This window comes from Planococcus sp. ANT_H30 (assembly GCF_008369335.1).
Lineage (GTDB): Bacteria > Bacillota > Bacilli > Bacillales_A > Planococcaceae > Planococcus > Planococcus kocurii.
In genome coordinates this window covers 176,725-193,325 of record NZ_VOBJ01000002.1, presented here as the reverse complement: position 1 = coordinate 193,325, position 16,601 = coordinate 176,725, and the positions used below count along the sequence as shown (strand labels likewise).

At 40.7% G+C, this 16,601-nt stretch carries 15 protein-coding genes; 11 read left to right on the top strand and 4 right to left on the bottom strand.

The features are described from left to right. Position 1: 1 nt before the first annotated feature. The gene (recO, locus tag FQ085_RS06865) at positions 2-784 is read left to right on the top strand and encodes a DNA repair protein RecO (protein WP_149456261.1); all 783 of its coding nucleotides are present in this window, start codon (positions 2-4) and stop codon (positions 782-784) included. A 359-nt stretch (positions 785-1,143) separates the two neighbouring features. On the opposite strand, the gene FQ085_RS06860 is transcribed toward recO, so the two are convergent. Further along, positions 1,144-2,520: a glycine--tRNA ligase gene (locus tag FQ085_RS06860; protein ID WP_058385557.1), complete on the bottom strand. Its 1,377-nt coding sequence runs from the start codon at positions 2,518-2,520 to the stop codon at positions 1,144-1,146. A 325-nt stretch (positions 2,521-2,845) separates the two neighbouring features. On the opposite strand from FQ085_RS06860, the gene ccpN reads away from it, so the two are divergent. The 8 genes from ccpN to FQ085_RS06820 all read left to right on the top strand — a co-directional run bounded on the left by ccpN (position 2,846) and on the right by FQ085_RS06820 (position 11,306). Continuing rightward, positions 2,846-3,484 (top strand): transcriptional regulator CcpN, encoded by a 639-nt coding sequence (gene ccpN, locus FQ085_RS06855; protein WP_058385556.1) that lies wholly within the window; start codon positions 2,846-2,848, stop codon positions 3,482-3,484. A 10-nt stretch (positions 3,485-3,494) separates the two neighbouring features. Continuing rightward, positions 3,495-4,301, top strand: coding sequence for a pyruvate, water dikinase regulatory protein (locus tag FQ085_RS06850; protein WP_058385555.1), 807 nt, complete (start codon positions 3,495-3,497; stop codon positions 4,299-4,301). A 199-nt stretch (positions 4,302-4,500) separates the two neighbouring features. Then, positions 4,501-6,300 (top strand): DNA primase, encoded by a 1,800-nt coding sequence (gene dnaG, locus FQ085_RS06845; RefSeq protein WP_149456260.1) that lies wholly within the window; start codon positions 4,501-4,503, stop codon positions 6,298-6,300. A gap of 33 nt (positions 6,301-6,333) precedes the next feature. Next, entirely contained in the window at positions 6,334-7,488 is a 1,155-nt protein-coding gene (rpoD, locus tag FQ085_RS06840) for an RNA polymerase sigma factor RpoD (RefSeq protein WP_058385553.1), read from the top strand. Between the two features lie 152 nt (positions 7,489-7,640). Next, on the top strand, positions 7,641-8,780 hold the full coding sequence (locus FQ085_RS06835) for an acyl-CoA dehydrogenase (RefSeq protein ID WP_149456259.1): 1,140 nt from the start codon (positions 7,641-7,643) through the stop codon (positions 8,778-8,780). A gap of 263 nt (positions 8,781-9,043) precedes the next feature. Beyond that, the gene (cccA, locus tag FQ085_RS06830) at positions 9,044-9,430 is read left to right on the top strand and encodes a cytochrome c550 (protein WP_058385551.1); all 387 of its coding nucleotides are present in this window, start codon (positions 9,044-9,046) and stop codon (positions 9,428-9,430) included. A 63-nt stretch (positions 9,431-9,493) separates the two neighbouring features. Then, a complete protein-coding gene (locus FQ085_RS06825; protein ID WP_058385550.1) occupies positions 9,494-10,207 on the top strand; it encodes a tRNA (adenine(22)-N(1))-methyltransferase in 714 nt (237 codons plus the stop codon). Next, the gene (locus FQ085_RS06820) at positions 10,194-11,306 is read left to right on the top strand and encodes a Nif3-like dinuclear metal center hexameric protein (protein WP_058385549.1); all 1,113 of its coding nucleotides are present in this window, start codon (positions 10,194-10,196) and stop codon (positions 11,304-11,306) included. The genes FQ085_RS06825 and FQ085_RS06820 overlap by 14 nt, the downstream gene beginning before the upstream one ends. A gap of 317 nt (positions 11,307-11,623) precedes the next feature. On the opposite strand, the gene FQ085_RS06815 is transcribed toward FQ085_RS06820, so the two are convergent. Beyond that, positions 11,624-12,445 (bottom strand): GNAT family N-acetyltransferase, encoded by an 822-nt coding sequence (locus tag FQ085_RS06815; protein WP_149456258.1) that lies wholly within the window; start codon positions 12,443-12,445, stop codon positions 11,624-11,626. A 467-nt stretch (positions 12,446-12,912) separates the two neighbouring features. Between FQ085_RS06815 and FQ085_RS06805 the strand changes: the two genes are divergently transcribed. Beyond that, entirely contained in the window at positions 12,913-13,749 is an 837-nt protein-coding gene (locus tag FQ085_RS06805; protein WP_149456257.1) for an alpha/beta fold hydrolase, read from the top strand. An 81-nt stretch (positions 13,750-13,830) separates the two neighbouring features. Beyond that, positions 13,831-15,099 carry a S41 family peptidase gene (locus tag FQ085_RS06800; protein WP_188074730.1) on the top strand — a complete coding sequence of 423 codons (1,269 nt, stop codon included), beginning with the start codon at positions 13,831-13,833 and terminating at the stop codon, positions 15,097-15,099. 22 nt (positions 15,100-15,121) lie between these two features. Here FQ085_RS06800 and FQ085_RS06795 read toward each other — a convergent pair whose 3' ends face one another. Both FQ085_RS06795 and FQ085_RS06790 read right to left on the bottom strand, forming a co-directional pair. Further along, positions 15,122-15,310: a hypothetical protein gene (locus FQ085_RS06795; RefSeq protein WP_149456255.1), complete on the bottom strand. Its 189-nt coding sequence runs from the start codon at positions 15,308-15,310 to the stop codon at positions 15,122-15,124. Positions 15,311-15,586: 276 nt separating this feature from the next. Then, positions 15,587-16,567, bottom strand: a complete 981-nt coding sequence (locus FQ085_RS06790; protein ID WP_058385544.1) for a 4-hydroxy-3-methylbut-2-enyl diphosphate reductase — start codon at positions 16,565-16,567, stop codon at positions 15,587-15,589. Between the last annotated feature and the right edge of the window lie 34 nt (positions 16,568-16,601).

The window sequence follows — 16,601 nt, the reverse complement described above, 5'->3', positions numbered from 1 at the left end:
CATGCAAAGCCAAGTAGAGGGAATTGTCATTCGTACGATGCCTTACGGCGAAACTAATAAAATCGTCACTTTGTTTACGAGAGAAGCAGGGAAAATTACTTGTATGGCAAGAGGTGCAAAAAAACCCGCTAGTCGCTTAGCGGCCATTACGCAGGTTTTTACTCATGGAACATTTTCTGTTTACAAAGGAAGAGGCATGGGTACCTTGCAAGCAGGGGATCCGCTAGAATCGTTGCGGCATATTCGAGAAGACATTATGTCGACTGCGTACGCTAGTTACGTTACTGAATTGATTGATCGACTAACTGAACAAGACGAGCCACAGCCTGCAATTTTTGATATGCTGTTCCAGGCGCTTCATGCAATTGATGAAGGCTACGACCCTGAAGCTATTACTTTGTTTGTGGAATGGAAAATGCTCCAGACAGCAGGCTTAACGCCGACGCTTCATCAATGTGCTAATTGTGGAGCGACAGAAGGAGAATTTGCATTTTCATTTCAAGAACTCGGATTTCTTTGTCATCGTTGTTTTCATATCGATCGCTACATTATTCGTTTGAGTCCAGCGTTAGTGAAGTTGATTCGCACCTTTTACTTTGTGCCAATTGACCGTGTAGGCTCCTTAACGTTGAAAAAAGAATCCAAGAGCTTGCTGAAACAAATTGTTCGTACAATTTATGAGGAAAAAGCAGGGATTCGCTTAAAGTCACGAAAATTTCTCGAACAATTAGAGCGAACACCAGGATTTTTACCTAAAAAAGAAGAGCTGCCAAAAGACGAATAGTCTTTTGAGCAGCTCTTTTTTGAAAGGAATAAGTCACGTCGGCTATTAAAAAAAATAAAGAAGTGGTGGAATAGACTCAGTCCACCACTTCTTTTGGAACTTCCGCTTTTCAGTGTCTAGCTTCACCGGCCAGCTCTTCGGGTCATAAGCCAATCAGGTTGTGCGGCTGAAAAGACGCCGCTTCACCAGATCGTCTTATGCCTGTCAGAGCTAAACGGCCGTTTCCGCTTTTCAGTGTCTAGCTTCACCGGCCAGCTCTTCGGGTCATAAGCCAATCAGGTTGTGCGGCTGAAAAGACGCCGCTTCACCAGATCGTCTTATGCCTGTCAGAGCTAAGCGGCCGTTTCCGCCTTTCTTACTTAAAACTGAATATGTTTTTCGATATATGCTTGTACTTCAGCAATTGGCATACGTGTTTGCTCCATTGAATCACGGTGACGTACTGTAACTTGACCGTCTTCTACGGAATCAAAGTCGTATGTGATACAGAAGGGTGTACCGATTTCGTCTTGGCGGCGGTAACGTTTACCGATCGATTGCGACTCGTCGTAGTCTACCATAAAGTGCTTAGCTAGGTCAGCAAACACGCCTGTTGCGCCTTCTGCTAATTTTTTAGATAACGGAAGAATTGCCGCTTTGTAAGGAGCTAAAGCTGGGTGGAACTTCAATACTGTGCGTTTGTCGTCGTTTTCAAGTGCTTCCTCTGTGTAAGCATCTACTAAGAAAGCGAGTGTAACGCGGTCAGCTCCAAGAGATGGCTCGATGCAATAAGGCACAAAACGTTCGTTAGTTACAGGATCGATGTAATTAAAATCTTCTCCTGAATGTTCCATATGGCGTTTCAAGTCAAAATCGGTACGATCTGCGATTCCCCAAAGCTCGCCCCAGCCAAATGGGAATTTGTATTCGATATCCACAGTTGCGTTTGAGTAATGTGAAAGTTCATCTTCGTCATGCTCACGCAGGCGCATATTGTCTTCAGTCATATCCAAGTTCAGCAACCAGTTTTTGCAGAAATCGCGCCAGTAAGCGTACCACTCCAAATCTTCACCAGGCTTGCAGAAAAATTCAAGTTCCATTTGTTCAAATTCACGTGTCCGGAACGTAAAGTTACCAGGTGTGATTTCGTTCCGGAAACTTTTACCGATTTGTGCAATACCAAACGGCATTTTTTTGCGCATTGAACGTTGAACGTTTTTGTAGTTAACGAAAATTCCTTGAGCTGTTTCTGGACGTAAAAAGATTTCATTTGTTGAAGCTTCAGTAACGCCTTGGAAAGTTTTGAACATCAAATTGAATTGGCGGATGTCCGTATAATCTTGTTTACCACATGTTGGGCATTTTACTTCATGTTCTTGAATTAATTCTGCCATGCGATCAAAAGATAATCCATCCACGATCAATTCAATGCCTTTAGCATCTAATGCATCTTCGATTAATTTGTCCGCACGGTGGCGAGTTTTACAGCTCTTACAGTCGATCATTGGGTCGTTAAAGTTACCGACATGCCCAGAAGCTACCCACGTTTTCGGGTTCATCAAAATAGCAGCGTCAAGTCCTACGTTATAAGGAGATTCTTGAACGAATTTTTTCCACCATGCTTTTTTAATATTGTTTTTCAGTTCAACGCCAAGTGGCCCATAATCCCACGTGTTCGCCAATCCTCCGTAAATTTCAGAGCCCGGGAATACAAAGCCTCTGTGTTTTGCTAATGCTACTACATCTTCCATTGACATAAAATTACCTCCATAAAATAAAAAATCGCACTCGTCCTCGGACATGTCTCCATGTCCGAGGACGAGTACGTTAAGACCCGCGGTTCCACCTCGATTGACTGCAAAAGACAGTCCACTTTAAAATAACATTGGCTCTGGATCACCGTTTCCTGTAGATGCAGGCTTCCACTATCCCTGCTCGCTTTAAGTTACAGTACTTATCTATCCGTCATTGCCTCTATATGAGTTCGTTCATATTGTACCACGGCAATGTTTTCTTCGCAATATCACGTTCATTAGTATATAATAATTGATATTGAGTATAACATATATATATTTTGAGGCGGTGAGTCCAATCGAACTCAATAAACGACAAGAGGAAATATTGCAAATCGTTAAAGGCAACGGACCGATTACTGGCGAACAAATAGCGGATCGCTTGAGTTTAACTAGATCGACGTTACGACCTGATTTAGCCATCCTGACTATGGCAGGCTTTTTAGATGCCCGTCCGCGTGTTGGCTATTTTTATTCGGGTAAAAAACCAGGGCAAGACGTAACAGATACGATGAACAACATGAAGGTCAAGGATTTTCAGTCGATTCCGGTTGTTGTTCGAGAAGATGTTAGTGTTTACGATGCCATTAGCCAAATGTTCTTGGATGATGTTGGAACACTTTTTGTGGTAGATAAAAAATCGTATTTGTCTGGTGTGCTGTCGAGAAAAGATCTACTGCGTGCAAGTTTGGGTAGTCAAAATCTCACGAGTATTCCTGTACATATTATTATGACGCGTATGCCCAACATCACTTATTGTGCAAAAAATGAGTCTTTAATCCAAGCAGCACATCGGTTGATTAATCAGCAGATTGATGCCTTGCCAGTAGTAGAAGAACAGCCAGATGGCTTTAAAGTTGTCGGCAGATTAACAAAAACGAATATTACTCGTGCGTTTTTATCACTATCTGAAAACCACGATTTGTGAGGTGTCAATTATGAATTCACTCCGATTGTTCATTGTTTCCGATTCGGTCGGTGAAACAGGCGAACTCGTCGCAAAAGCGGCAATCAGCCAATACTTAAATGCAGATCAAAATGCGGTATTGAAACGATTTCCTTACATTGATTCGATCGAGCATTTGCAAGAGATTATTAAATTGGCTGTCGCCCAACAAGCTTTTATCGTTTATACGTTAGTTTCACAAGATTTGAGAGACTATATGCAGGTAGAAACTGCTAAATTTCGTGTAACAGCAGTCGATCTTATGGGTCCTCTCTTGGATGCGCTAGCACAAGAACTAAATGCAAGACCTCTACAAGAAGCCGGTTTGGTTCGGAAACTAGACGATGACTACTTCAAAAAAGTCGAAGCTATTGAGTTTGCAGTTAAATATGACGACGGACGAGATCCGCGAGGCATTTTAATGGCCGATATCGTTTTGGTCGGGATATCTAGAACTTCTAAGACGCCGTTATCCCAGTACTTGGCGCACAAGCGGCTGAAAGTTGCAAACGTACCATTGGTGCCAGAAGTTGACCCACCGGAAGAACTTTACCACGTAGATCCAAAAAAATGCTTTGGTTTGATTATCTCACCGGATAAGCTTAACCACATTCGTAAAGAACGATTGATTGCTCTTGGGTTAAATGATGACGCTAATTATGCGAAAATCGATCGAATTCACGAAGAAATCGATCATTTTCATAAAGTGGTCGATCGCATTGGCTGTGAAATAGTAGACGTAACAAATCGGGCTGTCGAAGAAACGGCTAATTTGATATTAAGCAAACGCCAAAAATGATTTTGGAAAAACTCCCTTCATGGGCGGTTTTTCTTTCTTTTTTTGTGGATTTTTTAATAAAAACGTTTTATAATGAAGAATTGTGGCTAAAGCTTACTAGTGGATAAAATAGTTTGCTTTATCTTTTTGTCGAAAAATGAAGGATTTTGTCTTTACATCACGAATTAAAGTAGTTAAGCAAACAAAGATGGTGAAAATAATGTCCAATCGAGTTCCTGAAGAAGTGATCGAAAAAATCCGATCTAGCACAGATATTGTGGATGTCGTCGGTGAGTATGTTCAGCTAACAAAAAGGGGCAGAAATTGGTTCGGCCTTTGCCCTTTCCATGGAGAAAGTACACCATCTTTTTCTGTTACTGCCGATAAGCAGATTTTTCATTGTTTTGGTTGTGGAGCTGGTGGCAATGTCATCACTTTTTTGATGGATATTGAAAATTTAACGTTTCAGGAAGCTTTATCGAGACTGGGAAGTCGCTCAGGTATAGATGTCGATATACAGTCGTCTGCTGAATCGGGTCCCGTGCAATCAAAAAGCGATCACCAATTGGTTCTGATGCACGAGTTTGCTGCGGACATGTACCACCATATTCTATTGAATACAGAAGAAGGCCAAGCAGCACTGGACTATTTGGAAAATAGGGGCTTTACTCGAGAAATTATTGAGAAAAACAAAATTGGCTGGTCGCTTCCGGAATGGAATTACATGGCATCTGCCTTAAAGCGAAAAGGCTTTAGCGAAGAAGAGCTAGAAGCAAGTGGATTAGGCATTCCTCGTGAGCAGTCAAGCGGCTATTTCGATCGATTCCGTGGTAGAATTATGTTCCCTATCATGAACGAAACAGGTAAAGTGATTGCCTTTTCGGGAAGGGTTCTTGAGCACACCAAACAAGAAGCCAAATACATGAACAGCCCAGAATCTCCGATTTTCCAAAAAAGCCAAGTGCTCTATAATGTGCATCATGCAAGAAGTGCCATCCGTAAAAATCGGAAAATCATTTTGTTTGAAGGGTTTATGGATGTTATTGCAGCGGGTAAAGCAGGAGTCGATAATGCTTTAGCAACTATGGGTACTTCACTTACTGCCCAGCATATTCGGCAAATGAAACGCTTTGCACAAGAAGTGGTCATTTGTTTTGATGGCGATGACGCAGGCTGGGAAGCTGCCAAAAGAGCAGCAATTTCCTTGAATGAAGAAAACTTCAAAGTGGAAGTAGCTGTTCTGCCAGGTAAAATGGACCCTGATGATTTTGTTCGTGAAAATGGTGCAGAAGCCTTTAAAGAACAGATTATTGGAAAGCCTCATGCATTTATTGCATTTGCGATGATGCATGCCCGAAGACATAAAAATTTTCAATATGAAAATGACTTATTGCAATACATTCAGGAAGTGCTACAACTATTGGCTGGTAGATCTTCGCCTTTAGAGCGAGATTTATATATAAAGCAATTATCAGTAGAAACTGGATTATCTCAGGAAGCTATCCTGCAGCATTACCGAAAGTTAGAAAACAAAACAATTGAGCGTAACCGGCCTGAACCGCCGGTAGTAAAAACTGCTAAAAAAGCACCCAAACAGGTTACATCACTGCACAGAGCAGAACGGATGTTGTTGTCACATGCTCTAGCAGATCCATCAGTTATGGAGAAATTAGTAGTTGAAGACAATGACATTCCATTTATCAGTGAAGAATTCCGGGCGCTGTATGTTCAATTGCTCGGTTTTTATGAGGAATGGGATAAAGCAGATTTTCACAAGTTTTTAGAGACGCTTCAAGATACAGAACTCCGTAAACTAGTTATGGAAACGGCCTTATCTGAACGCGATCCGGAACACGCGGATGAAGAAATTTCCGATTGTTTAAAGCATCTGCACAAACATCGGGTCGAACAGCAAATTAATCTGAAAATCCAGCAATCAAAAGAAGCGGAAAAACAGCATGACTTAAAGCGCGCTTTACTTCTTGCTCAAGAAGTGATTGCTTTACGCAAATCACTATAAGTTAATTCCGGTTTTTTTAAAGGAGGAAGTCAAATGGCCGAGAAATCTGAACGCCAAACTGAAGTTGAAGCAAGCAATGTTCCATTGACTACTGAAGGTCCGGAAGCGACTGTGGAAGAAGCAAAAAAACAGCTAATCGAAACAGGTAAAAAAACCGGAGAACTCAATTACGAACAAATTGCTGATAAATTAGCGGTTTTCGAAATGGAATCCGATGCAGTAGAAGAGTTTATTGACCAACTAGAAGGTCACGGTATCGAATTAGAACGTAAATCTGATGATGAAGAACATTTGGATCGTTTGATGAAACCGACAGAAGATAAATTCGATTTAAATGATTTAAGCGTACCACCTGGTGTTAAAATCAATGACCCTGTCCGCATGTATTTGAAAGAAATCGGACGCGTTGATCTGCTAAAAGCAGAAGAAGAAGTTCGCTTAGCGAAATTGATTGAACAAGGTGACGAAGAAGCAAAAAAACGTCTTGCTGAAGCCAACTTGCGTCTAGTTGTGAGTATCGCAAAACGCTATGTTGGTCGCGGCATGTTGTTTTTAGACTTGATTCAAGAAGGTAACATGGGCTTGATCAAAGCAGTAGAAAAATTTGATTACTCTAAAGGATTTAAGTTCAGTACGTATGCAACGTGGTGGATTCGTCAGGCTATTACCCGTGCCATCGCGGACCAAGCGCGGACCATTCGTATTCCGGTTCATATGGTTGAAACCATTAACAAATTGATTCGTGTTCAACGTCAATTGTTGCAAGATCTTGGTCGTGATCCTTCTCCAGAAGAAATCGGCGAAGAAATGGATTTATTACCAGAAAAAGTTCGGGAAATCTTGAAAATTGCTCAAGAACCGGTATCATTAGAAACACCAATCGGTGAAGAAGATGATTCGCATTTAGGTGACTTTATCGAGGATTCAGATGCCCAATCGCCTTCTGATCATGCAGCTTATGAATTATTAAAAGAGCAGTTAGAGGATGTTTTAGACACATTAACGGATCGAGAAGAAAACGTCTTACGTCTTCGCTTCGGCTTAGATGACGGTCGTACACGGACGTTAGAAGAGGTAGGCAAAGTATTTGGCGTAACGCGTGAGCGAATTCGTCAAATCGAAGCAAAAGCTTTGCGCAAACTGCGCCACCCATCGCGCAGCAAGCGGTTAAAAGATTTTCTTGAATAAATAAAACAGCTAGAGTCACATTCCAATTTTTTCGGAATGTGACTCTTTTGTTGATACTAAAAAAGGAATTAAGGTTAACGCTTGAACTTGTCTTAATTTTCCCTATATAATGAAAGATGTAAGCGTATTCAAAACAAAGGGGATGTACACAAATGAATTTCGATTTGACACAAGAACAACAGATGATCAAAAAGACAATCAAGGAATTTGCTGATAAGGTAGTAGCACCAGGCGCTATTGATCGTGACCGTTCAAAAGCGTTTCCGACTGAAATCTTTAAACAGCTGTCCGACATGGGGATGATGGGCTTACCGTTTGATGAGGAATACGGCGGATCTGGAGCGGATACTACTAGCTTTGCTATTGTGACAGAAGAATTAAGTCGTGCCTGTGCATCTACCGGAATTACTTATTCTGCGCACATTTCACTTGGTGGTGCACCACTGAATTTATTTGGAACAGAAGACCAGAAAGAAAAATACTTGACGCCCATTTGTACGGGTGAGTCATTTGGCGCTTTTGGATTGACTGAACCAAATGCGGGATCCGATGCTGGAGGAACAGAAACTCGTGCAGTAGAAGATGGCGACGACTGGTTAATTAGTGGTTCCAAAGTTTATATCACCAATGCCAGTCATGCGAAACATTTAGCCATAACAGCCATTACGGGGATGACTGATGGCAAAAAAGAAATTAGTGCTATTATCGTACCCACAGACGCAGAAGGATTTACCATTATCGATAATTACGAAAAAATGGGTCTGCATTCTTCTAATACAACAGAACTAGTGTTAGATAACGTCCGCGTACCGAAAGAGAATCTATTAGGCAAGCGTGGAGAGGGCTTTAAACAGTTTTTAGTAACATTAGATGGCGGACGTATCGGTATTGCAGCTATGGCTGTAGGCATTGCGCAAGCGGCCTTTAATAAAGCGCTGGCTTACTCAAAAGAACGCAAACAGTTTGGTAAAACCTTATCTGAGTTCCAAGTAACTCAGTTTAAACTCGCCGACATGGCAATGAAAATTGAATTGGCACGTAATATGGTCTATAAAGCGGCCTGGTTAAAAGATCAAGGACGTCCATTTACTAAAGAAGCTTCGATGGCAAAATTGTATGCTTCTGAAATTTCGATGGAAGTGGCTGATGAAGCCATTCAAATTCATGGGGGCTACGGCTACATGAAGGAATATGAAGTTGAACGCTATATGCGTGATGCGAAGTTATTAGAAATCGGCGAAGGGACTTCAGAAATTCAACGTATGGTCATTGCGCGTCAAATTGGGTGCTAAAGAACAATTTTTGAGTCCTGTTCCGTACGGGGCTTTTTTTCTTAATAAGAAACTACTTTTAAAGATTTTGTGAAATAAGAATTTCTCGAAAATTCATGACAAATCTATCTCTAACAGCAACAAGCAAAAATTAAATTACCGTTTTTGTCACAAACGAGGAAAAGTTATCTGTTAAGACTTTTCGTTTCATTGATAATACAGTACAATAATGAATGATACGAATAATATCATCAAGCAGAACTTAGTAGAGGGAGGGGTAACGGATGCAAAAAAATGCAATTGTACCTTATATCTTAATCATGGCGTTCGGTATTGGTTTAATTTTCTTCTTGTCAGTACAAGGAGTAAGTGACGAAGCTGAAATCGCAGAAGAAAATGCAACAGAAGAAAGTGGCGGAGAAGCTGCTGAAGGCGAAGGCGGAGAAACAGCTGAAGGAGATTTCGATCCTGAAGCAACTGCACAAGCTAACTGTATCGCTTGTCACGGTTCAAGCTATGAAGGCGGAGTAGGTCCATCACTAGTGGCTACTGAACTTCCACAAGAAGACATCGAAAATATTTTAGTCAACGGTAAAGGCACTATGCCAGCGGGTCTCATTGAAGAGGCGAACGCAGCGGCAATGGCTGAGTGGGTATTGTCACTCGAATAGCATCTGAAAAACCCTTAGTTCTTTTAGAGCTAAGGGTTTTTCTGTTACATTAGGAGGATCTGGATGAATGCACAACAATTATCGCATCGGTTAACAAGAGTTGCCCATTATGTACCTCAAAATGCAGTCGTAGCCGATATTGGCAGCGATCATGCATACTTACCTTGTTATTTAGTACTAACTGGCGTAGTGAATAAAGCCGTTGCAGGAGAAGTCGTCAAAGGTCCCTTTGAATCGGCACAAAAACAAGTTCAGCAAGAACAATTAGCGGAACAAATTGACGTCCGGCTAGCAAGTGGTCTTGATGCAATCGATGTAGAAGATGGCATTACAACCGTCACCATTGCAGGTATGGGCGGCCCGTTAATTTGTTCGATATTAGAACAAGGCAAAGAAAAACTAGTAGGTATCGAAAGATTAATCTTACAACCAAATGTTCACGCGAAAGCAATACGTGATTGGGCTATAGTAAATGGATGGGACATTGTAGAAGAAGAAATACTAAAAGAAAATGAAAAAATTTACGAAATAGTGGTGCTTGAAAAAACGGAAGCCGTCATTTTTTGGACGCCACAGCAATTATTGATGGGTCCTGAGCTACTAAAAAATCAAACCGTGATTTTTGAAGAAAAATGGATGCGTGAAAGTGCACAATGGAAAAAAATCGTAGCATCAATGGAAGCCACTGCACAAACACTCGAAATTATTGAAAAGAAACAGGAATTAGTGAAAAAAATACAATTGGTAGAAGAGGTGTTGCAACGTGAAAATTCCTAACGGTCACCAAATTATTGAGGAGTTTGAGAAATGGTCTCCTAAATATTTGGCCATGGAAAACGATCCGATTGGTTTGCATGTAGGAACGTTAAACAAAAAAATCGACCGTGTGTTAGTAACGTTAGATGTGAACGAAGAGGTCGTAGACGAGGCAATAGCCAAAGGCGCAGGATTGATTATTGCACATCACCCTCCCATATTTCGACCAATGAAAAACTTGCAGACAGATTTTCCGCAAGGGCGTTTAATGGAAAAACTAATAAAATCGGATATTGCCGTATACGCAGCACATACAAATCTGGATGTGGCTATTGGCGGCGTTAATGATTTATTGGCGGCATCACTCGGTTTACAAAACACGAAAGTATTAGTGCCAACTTATGAAGAAGAATTGGTGAAAATTGCAGTGTTCGTCCCGGAAACTCACGAAGAAACTGTTCGTGAAGCCTTTATTAAAGCTGGAGCTGGAACGATTGGCGATTACGAAGGATGCAGTTATACCTTATCTGGGACAGGGCGCTTTCGTCCGACTGCTAAAGCGAAGCCATTTATTGGAGAAGCAGGTGAAATGGAAGTAACCGCGGAATCGAAAGTAGAAGTCGTGGTTCGCAAAAACGAAAAAGACCGTGTCATCAAAGCAATGCTTTCTGCACATCCGTATGAAGAAGTGGCATATGATGTCTTTGTTTTAGAAAACAAAAGAGCTGTAATGGGACTTGGACGTGTAGGAACGCTTGTAGCACCTATGACTTTAGTAGAATTCGCCAATTGGACAAAACAGCAATTGGATGTTTCGTCTCTACGCATCGTGGGAGACCCAGACGCTGTTATTAAAAAGGTGGCGGTACTCGGCGGAGATGGCAATAAATACTTCCAACAAGCTAAGCGTGCTGGAGCGGATGTCTATGTCACAGGTGATATGTATTTCCATACGGCTCAAGACGCACAAGCCATCGGACTAAATATTGTCGATCCTGGCCATCACGTAGAAAAAGTGATGATTCAAGGCGTTGTCGACCATATGTCTAAACAGCAACCTACTTGGCAATGTGAGTTTTTGTCGTCACAAATAAATACAGAACCTTTTCGATTCATCTAAAAAGCAGTGGCCGCGGCCACTGCTTTTTTTATATAGGTCTCTTTTTAAAATTTATACCTAAAGATAGAGTTGCCTTATAAGTTTAGTTGAATTGCGTTCATTCGTTAAATGTTTTTCTAATTTTACGAACGCCTTTTAATAATTACATTAGAAAACTGATTCTACTAAGACTAACTATGGGTAATCAAAAAACACTTGAATATCTCAAGCGCTCCACCTTTTCCGCTGCTTACTCTTTACCTATCCTTTAACTTCTGAAGTTTTACTACACAAAAAAGAATACTCCAAAACATAACATGTTTAGAGCACTCTGGTAATTACTTTTGATACACATAGTAATCTTGTGCATGCTTAACTACAAAGCCGATTGCTTCGTACAATCTTAAGGCATGAGCATTCTTTGTTTCCACGTCAAGATGAATCGAGTAGCCTGCTTCACTTTGTTGTTTAACAGTGTGTTGTAGTACTTTGCGTCCTATTCCTCTACCTTGATACTCGGGAAGAATTGAAAATCCATAAATCCATGCTTGGCTATCTCTTCTTTGTATCCGGATTTTTCCGATGGTCTCGTTGTTTACATCAATCATCAGCATTTCTGTATCTTGCTCTCCGTTGAGTCTGCTCTCCATTGCCGTAGCATCCTCTAAGGATATATCGAATGCCTCCACATCCAGCCGGATTCTCATTTTTAAATCTGTACTTTCAGCTTGACGTAATATGAAACCGGTTGAAGCAGTAAGAGGCTGTGGTTCCCATTGCATTTGATGTTCTGAAAATTTGTAGAGGGCTCCTTGATTCTTCAGGAAATCCTGAGCTGCTTTAGCACGGGCTGGTGTATTCAACAAAACTTTCTTATAACCAATTTGCTGTACTGAAGTCATCGCTTCTTCAAATAGCTTTGTGAAATGTCCTTTGCGACGCTCTGTCGGTTTTACCATTCCCGTTACTTCAACAGTCGAACCAAACGAATACAATCCGATAAAAGCGATTAGTTTATTACTTTCATAATGGAAAAAATCAAGTTGTTTAGAATCTCTTGATCGAAGCATTTCCCAATTTAACTTTAATTCGAGTACATCATATGCTTCGACTTCTTTTTGAAGTTGTTCTATCTCGTTCAGTTGTCTTGTTGATAACATTTAAGTCTCCTTAATAAACTGTTTTTTGAATATTCACTATCAAAAATTTTCTCATATTCTCAAATGAGAAGCAAGCCGATATCTTCCATTTTGATTTTAATCATATAAGCCACAACACTCAACGCCGTCTACAACCAATTGTTTACGGCATTGATTGCTTATGTGCTCATGCGGTGGCTCTATCAAAAGACAAAATCGACAATTCAATTGCCAGCTTTGTCACTTCTGGCCTTTCAGCATACGCGATTGACCGGTACGCTGCCGCTGATTTGGCGGGATGCCCTGACGACATTTCTGCACGAGCATTTTGCGCTCAGCAGGAATAGTCTGTCATTTGTTGATTAATCGACACACGTGATAAATTGAATTTAAAAGTGGAATATTCGTAATTATCGTATTTTTTATTTTACATATATTGTATGATTGGATGAGTGTATAAAGAAAAATCAGAAAGTAGGAGATGGGAAATGTGGAAAGAGCGCATCGTCGAAACAGATCGGGGAAGCTTTGAAATCTTTGAAAAAGGGGAGGGTGAGCCGTTAGCCATTACTCACCTTTACAGCGAGTTCAATCAGAAGGGAAATTTGCTGGCTGATCCCTTTACCGACTATTATCATGTCTATTTGATTAACCTTCGTGGAGCTGGACATTCTGTAAAAGCAGCAACACCTGATGAATATGGCATGGAGGAAACAGTGAGCGATTTAGAGGCCATCAGAAAAGCCTTAGGCGATAAAAAGTGGGCGTTTGCCGGGCATTCAACAGGCGGGATGCTGGCATTAAAATACGCCATTATCCATCAAGCATCGCTGACAAAAATAATTGCAGGGGGAGCTGCAGCAAGTTACGAATACGGAAAAGATGAAAACAGCATCTATTGTAGAAAGAATCCAAATTTCAATCGAATTGTTGAAATTATGGACCTATTGAATGCACCATCAACTCCAGTTGAAGTACGCCAGGCAATCAGTTACGAATGGGCCTTGATGTCATACCAATCAGAAGAAAAATTGAAAGAATCGATGAAAAAACCAAATAGCGGTAAAATTGTCGGTTCACGTTTGGATTATTTCAGCAAGATGGAATATCCGACATTCGATATCAGAGAAGAACTGAAAGAAATACATATTCCAAGTTATATTTACTTAGGAAAATACGATGCACAATGTCCGTTAAAGTTCGGAGAGGAAATTGCCGAATTGATTCCAAATGCCAAGTTCACGATTTTTGAAGAAAGCAATCACAATCCCTTTTCGGAAGAAGAAATTAAGTTCCAAGAATTTGTTAGAGGAACGCTTAAATAGAGGATAAAAGAAAGAGTTACCAAATAACGAGCTGACTTCATGGAACCTCAATCCGTGATGAAAATTACAAGGGGGAAAATTATGGAACGCCTATTTACTGAAATCGTCCATATTATGCAGCACGACTATGCGGGATGGAAAGATAAACAAGGTTGGGACAACCCCGATTATTACCTTGGGAACTTGAGAGATTTAGAAAATCAGGGAAGGCTGAACAAAGCTCAATTCACAGAACTGGTCAAAGAGTACTTGCTAGATTTTAAGGATCAGCATATTCATTTTGCTAGTAAGGGGATAAATGAGGAGATTAGAAAAGATAGGGGATTTCGGGTTAGGCGCTTTGAGGATCAGCTATACGTGACTACAGTATTCCAGGAGAATCGGGTTTTGAAAGGAATGGCTTTTACGTCAATCGGGGGCTATACAATCCCGGAACTAAAGGAAAAGCATTCGCGTCTGCTGAATGAAAATCATCCAGAACGTGAAAACTGGAATTTGATTTTTTCTCTTTATGATTTTGGTGAAATTGAAACTGAAATAGGCGAGAAGCAAAGGTTTTCATTTGAAACTTATGCTAAAGAGGGCTATGTGGCCACCTATTCGGTCCAGCAATTAGACAAGGCGATTTTACTGACGATGACAGATTTTATGAATCCCGACGCCATTGTTAAGATGATCAAAGAAAATCAAAGTCTTCTGGAAAATGCGGATGCTTGGATTATTGATGTGCGCGTCAATTACGGGGGGAGCGATGGGAGCTATTTCCCTTTCTTACCATTTATCATGCCAGAAGAAGGAGTAGATCTGGCAGCAGGTGACGAACAGATGCATTTCAATTGTACCCTTGCAAATACGGAACGGGAATTAGCGATGATTGTTAAACAACGTGCAGAAACAGAAGATGACAATGCCCAGCAATTTTTAAGCGTATTCGAACGAGAGTGGACGAAAAATAAAGGCAAGGGGTTTGTGGAATTCAATTTTGAGGATATTATGCCGGAAACTGTCATCAAAGGAACCACTCAACCCAAATCGATTGTCGTACTGACAGAAAATAGTTGCGGAAGTGCGGGCGAATCGTTTGTAGAGACCTGCAAAAAATCTAGAAAGGTTCATGTGATGGGAAGACCCACCATGGGGCTGAATGATTATGCGAACCTTGTCTGTAAAGATTGGGAAGAAGGTTTTGAATTGCTGTACCCGACTTCCCGTCTCTCTAGAGTTGATGCCAATGAAGGCATGACCGGAGTCGGCATACCACCTCATACACATATTCCTTGGACATCGGAGCATGTAAGAATTGATGTAGACTTGGACAAAGCGTTGAAATACCTTTCATCAAAGACGTAAGGTTAATTGAGATTTTTGGTTATCAATTCTTGAGTTTTCGATCAACCTTTATTAATAAACTAATAATGATGGATAGTAAAATGACGATAATTAATCCTACGGCCATGATTAGACCATCCACATAGTCTGTAAAGCCAAGTCCTCCTAAGATAAAGAAAATAATGATGCTCAACCCTAAAGTTGCTAATGCAATAGCGAAATAATTCATCAATTCCTCTGCCTCCTGAATTATCTACTTGTTCTAACTGTAATGATTTGATTATATATCAAAGATAAAAATATGTATAACTGAATAAATAAGAATAAAGAAAGCTATTTGGACAGGAAAGTGAAACAAAGAACCGATTCAAATCGTTTTTTCGTCTGTAATAACCATAAATGATAAGTGGAGTAAAGTATTTGGCGCATGCCTTTAGAATTGAATACTGCAAGACATAAAGAAAAGCTGTCACAAAAGTTAGGTTTTAACTTTTGTGACAGCTTTTACTTATTCGCCCACTGGATAAGGCTCAATGCGATCCGATGGTTTTGGATGCTTAATTTTCGGTAAAATTTTATTGAGCGGTACAGAACGAGTTAGTTCATGCGTACTTGGGTCTGCTGGGTCATAGAGATCCAAGAACTTCATCACTTCTTTAACGATTGGTGTTGGCGTGGAAGCACCTGCTGTGATACCTACCGTTTCAACACCTTCTAGCCATTCCAATTTGAGTTCAGAGATATCGGAAATACGGTATGCAGGAGTTCCAGCAATATCTTGTGATACTTGCGCTAAACGATTTGAGTTATTGCTCATTGGATCCCCAATGACGATTAACAAATCGGTATCGCCAGCTTGTTGTGCGACTGCTTCTTGGCGAACTTGCGTGGCCAAGCAAATTTCCTTGTGAACTTCAGAGTGCGGGAATTTTTCTTTTAAGCGTTCCATCATGTCCACAACATCCCATTGACTCATCGTTGTTTGGTTCGTGACGATAATTTTTTCGGAATCGAGTTCTAGACGATTAACGTCTTCGACACTTTCAACTAAGTGAACCATGTCAGGTGCAACACCAATGGCGCCTTCTGGTTCAGGATGTCCACTTTTTCCGATATAAACGATTTGGTAGCCATCAGCCGTTTTCTCACGAATCAAGTCGTGTGTAACAGTCACGTCTGGGCAAGTCGCATCGATCGAGACCAAGCCTTTCCGTCTTGCTAACTCACGTACTTGTGGAGAAACACCATGTGCTGTAAAAATAACCGTACCGCTTTCTACTTTTTCTAAAATTTCAAGACGATTAGTACCATCTAAAGTAATGATGCCATCTTGTTCGAAAGCGTCTGTGACATGTTTATTGTGAACAATCATTCCTAGTATATAAATGGGACGTGGTAAACTTTCATCCATCGCAGCGTTCTTTGCGATAACCATGGCATCGACCACTCCGTAACAATATCCTCTTGGCGATATTTTCATAACTTTCATCAAGTACCGCGCTCCTTTCAAAATCATATATTCA

Coding starts and splice junctions, on each gene's coding strand:
- recO (WP_149456261.1), top strand. CDS start 2: ATGCAAAGCCAAGTAGAGGGAATTGTCATTCGTACGATGCCTTACGGC.
- FQ085_RS06860 (WP_058385557.1), bottom strand. CDS start 2,520: ATGTCAATGGAAGATGTAGTAGCATTAGCAAAACACAGAGGCTTTGTA.
- FQ085_RS06850 (WP_058385555.1), top strand. CDS start 3,495: ATGAATTCACTCCGATTGTTCATTGTTTCCGATTCGGTCGGTGAAACA.
- dnaG (WP_149456260.1), top strand. CDS start 4,501: ATGTCCAATCGAGTTCCTGAAGAAGTGATCGAAAAAATCCGATCTAGC.
- rpoD (WP_058385553.1), top strand. CDS start 6,334: ATGGCCGAGAAATCTGAACGCCAAACTGAAGTTGAAGCAAGCAATGTT.
- FQ085_RS06835 (WP_149456259.1), top strand. CDS start 7,641: ATGAATTTCGATTTGACACAAGAACAACAGATGATCAAAAAGACAATC.
- cccA (WP_058385551.1), top strand. CDS start 9,044: ATGCAAAAAAATGCAATTGTACCTTATATCTTAATCATGGCGTTCGGT.
- FQ085_RS06825 (WP_058385550.1), top strand. CDS start 9,494: ATGAATGCACAACAATTATCGCATCGGTTAACAAGAGTTGCCCATTAT.
- FQ085_RS06815 (WP_149456258.1), bottom strand. CDS start 12,445: ATGTTATCAACAAGACAACTGAACGAGATAGAACAACTTCAAAAAGAA.
- FQ085_RS06805 (WP_149456257.1), top strand. CDS start 12,913: ATGTGGAAAGAGCGCATCGTCGAAACAGATCGGGGAAGCTTTGAAATC.
- FQ085_RS06800 (WP_188074730.1), top strand. CDS start 13,831: ATGGAACGCCTATTTACTGAAATCGTCCATATTATGCAGCACGACTAT.
- FQ085_RS06790 (WP_058385544.1), bottom strand. CDS start 16,567: ATGAAAGTTATGAAAATATCGCCAAGAGGATATTGTTACGGAGTGGTC.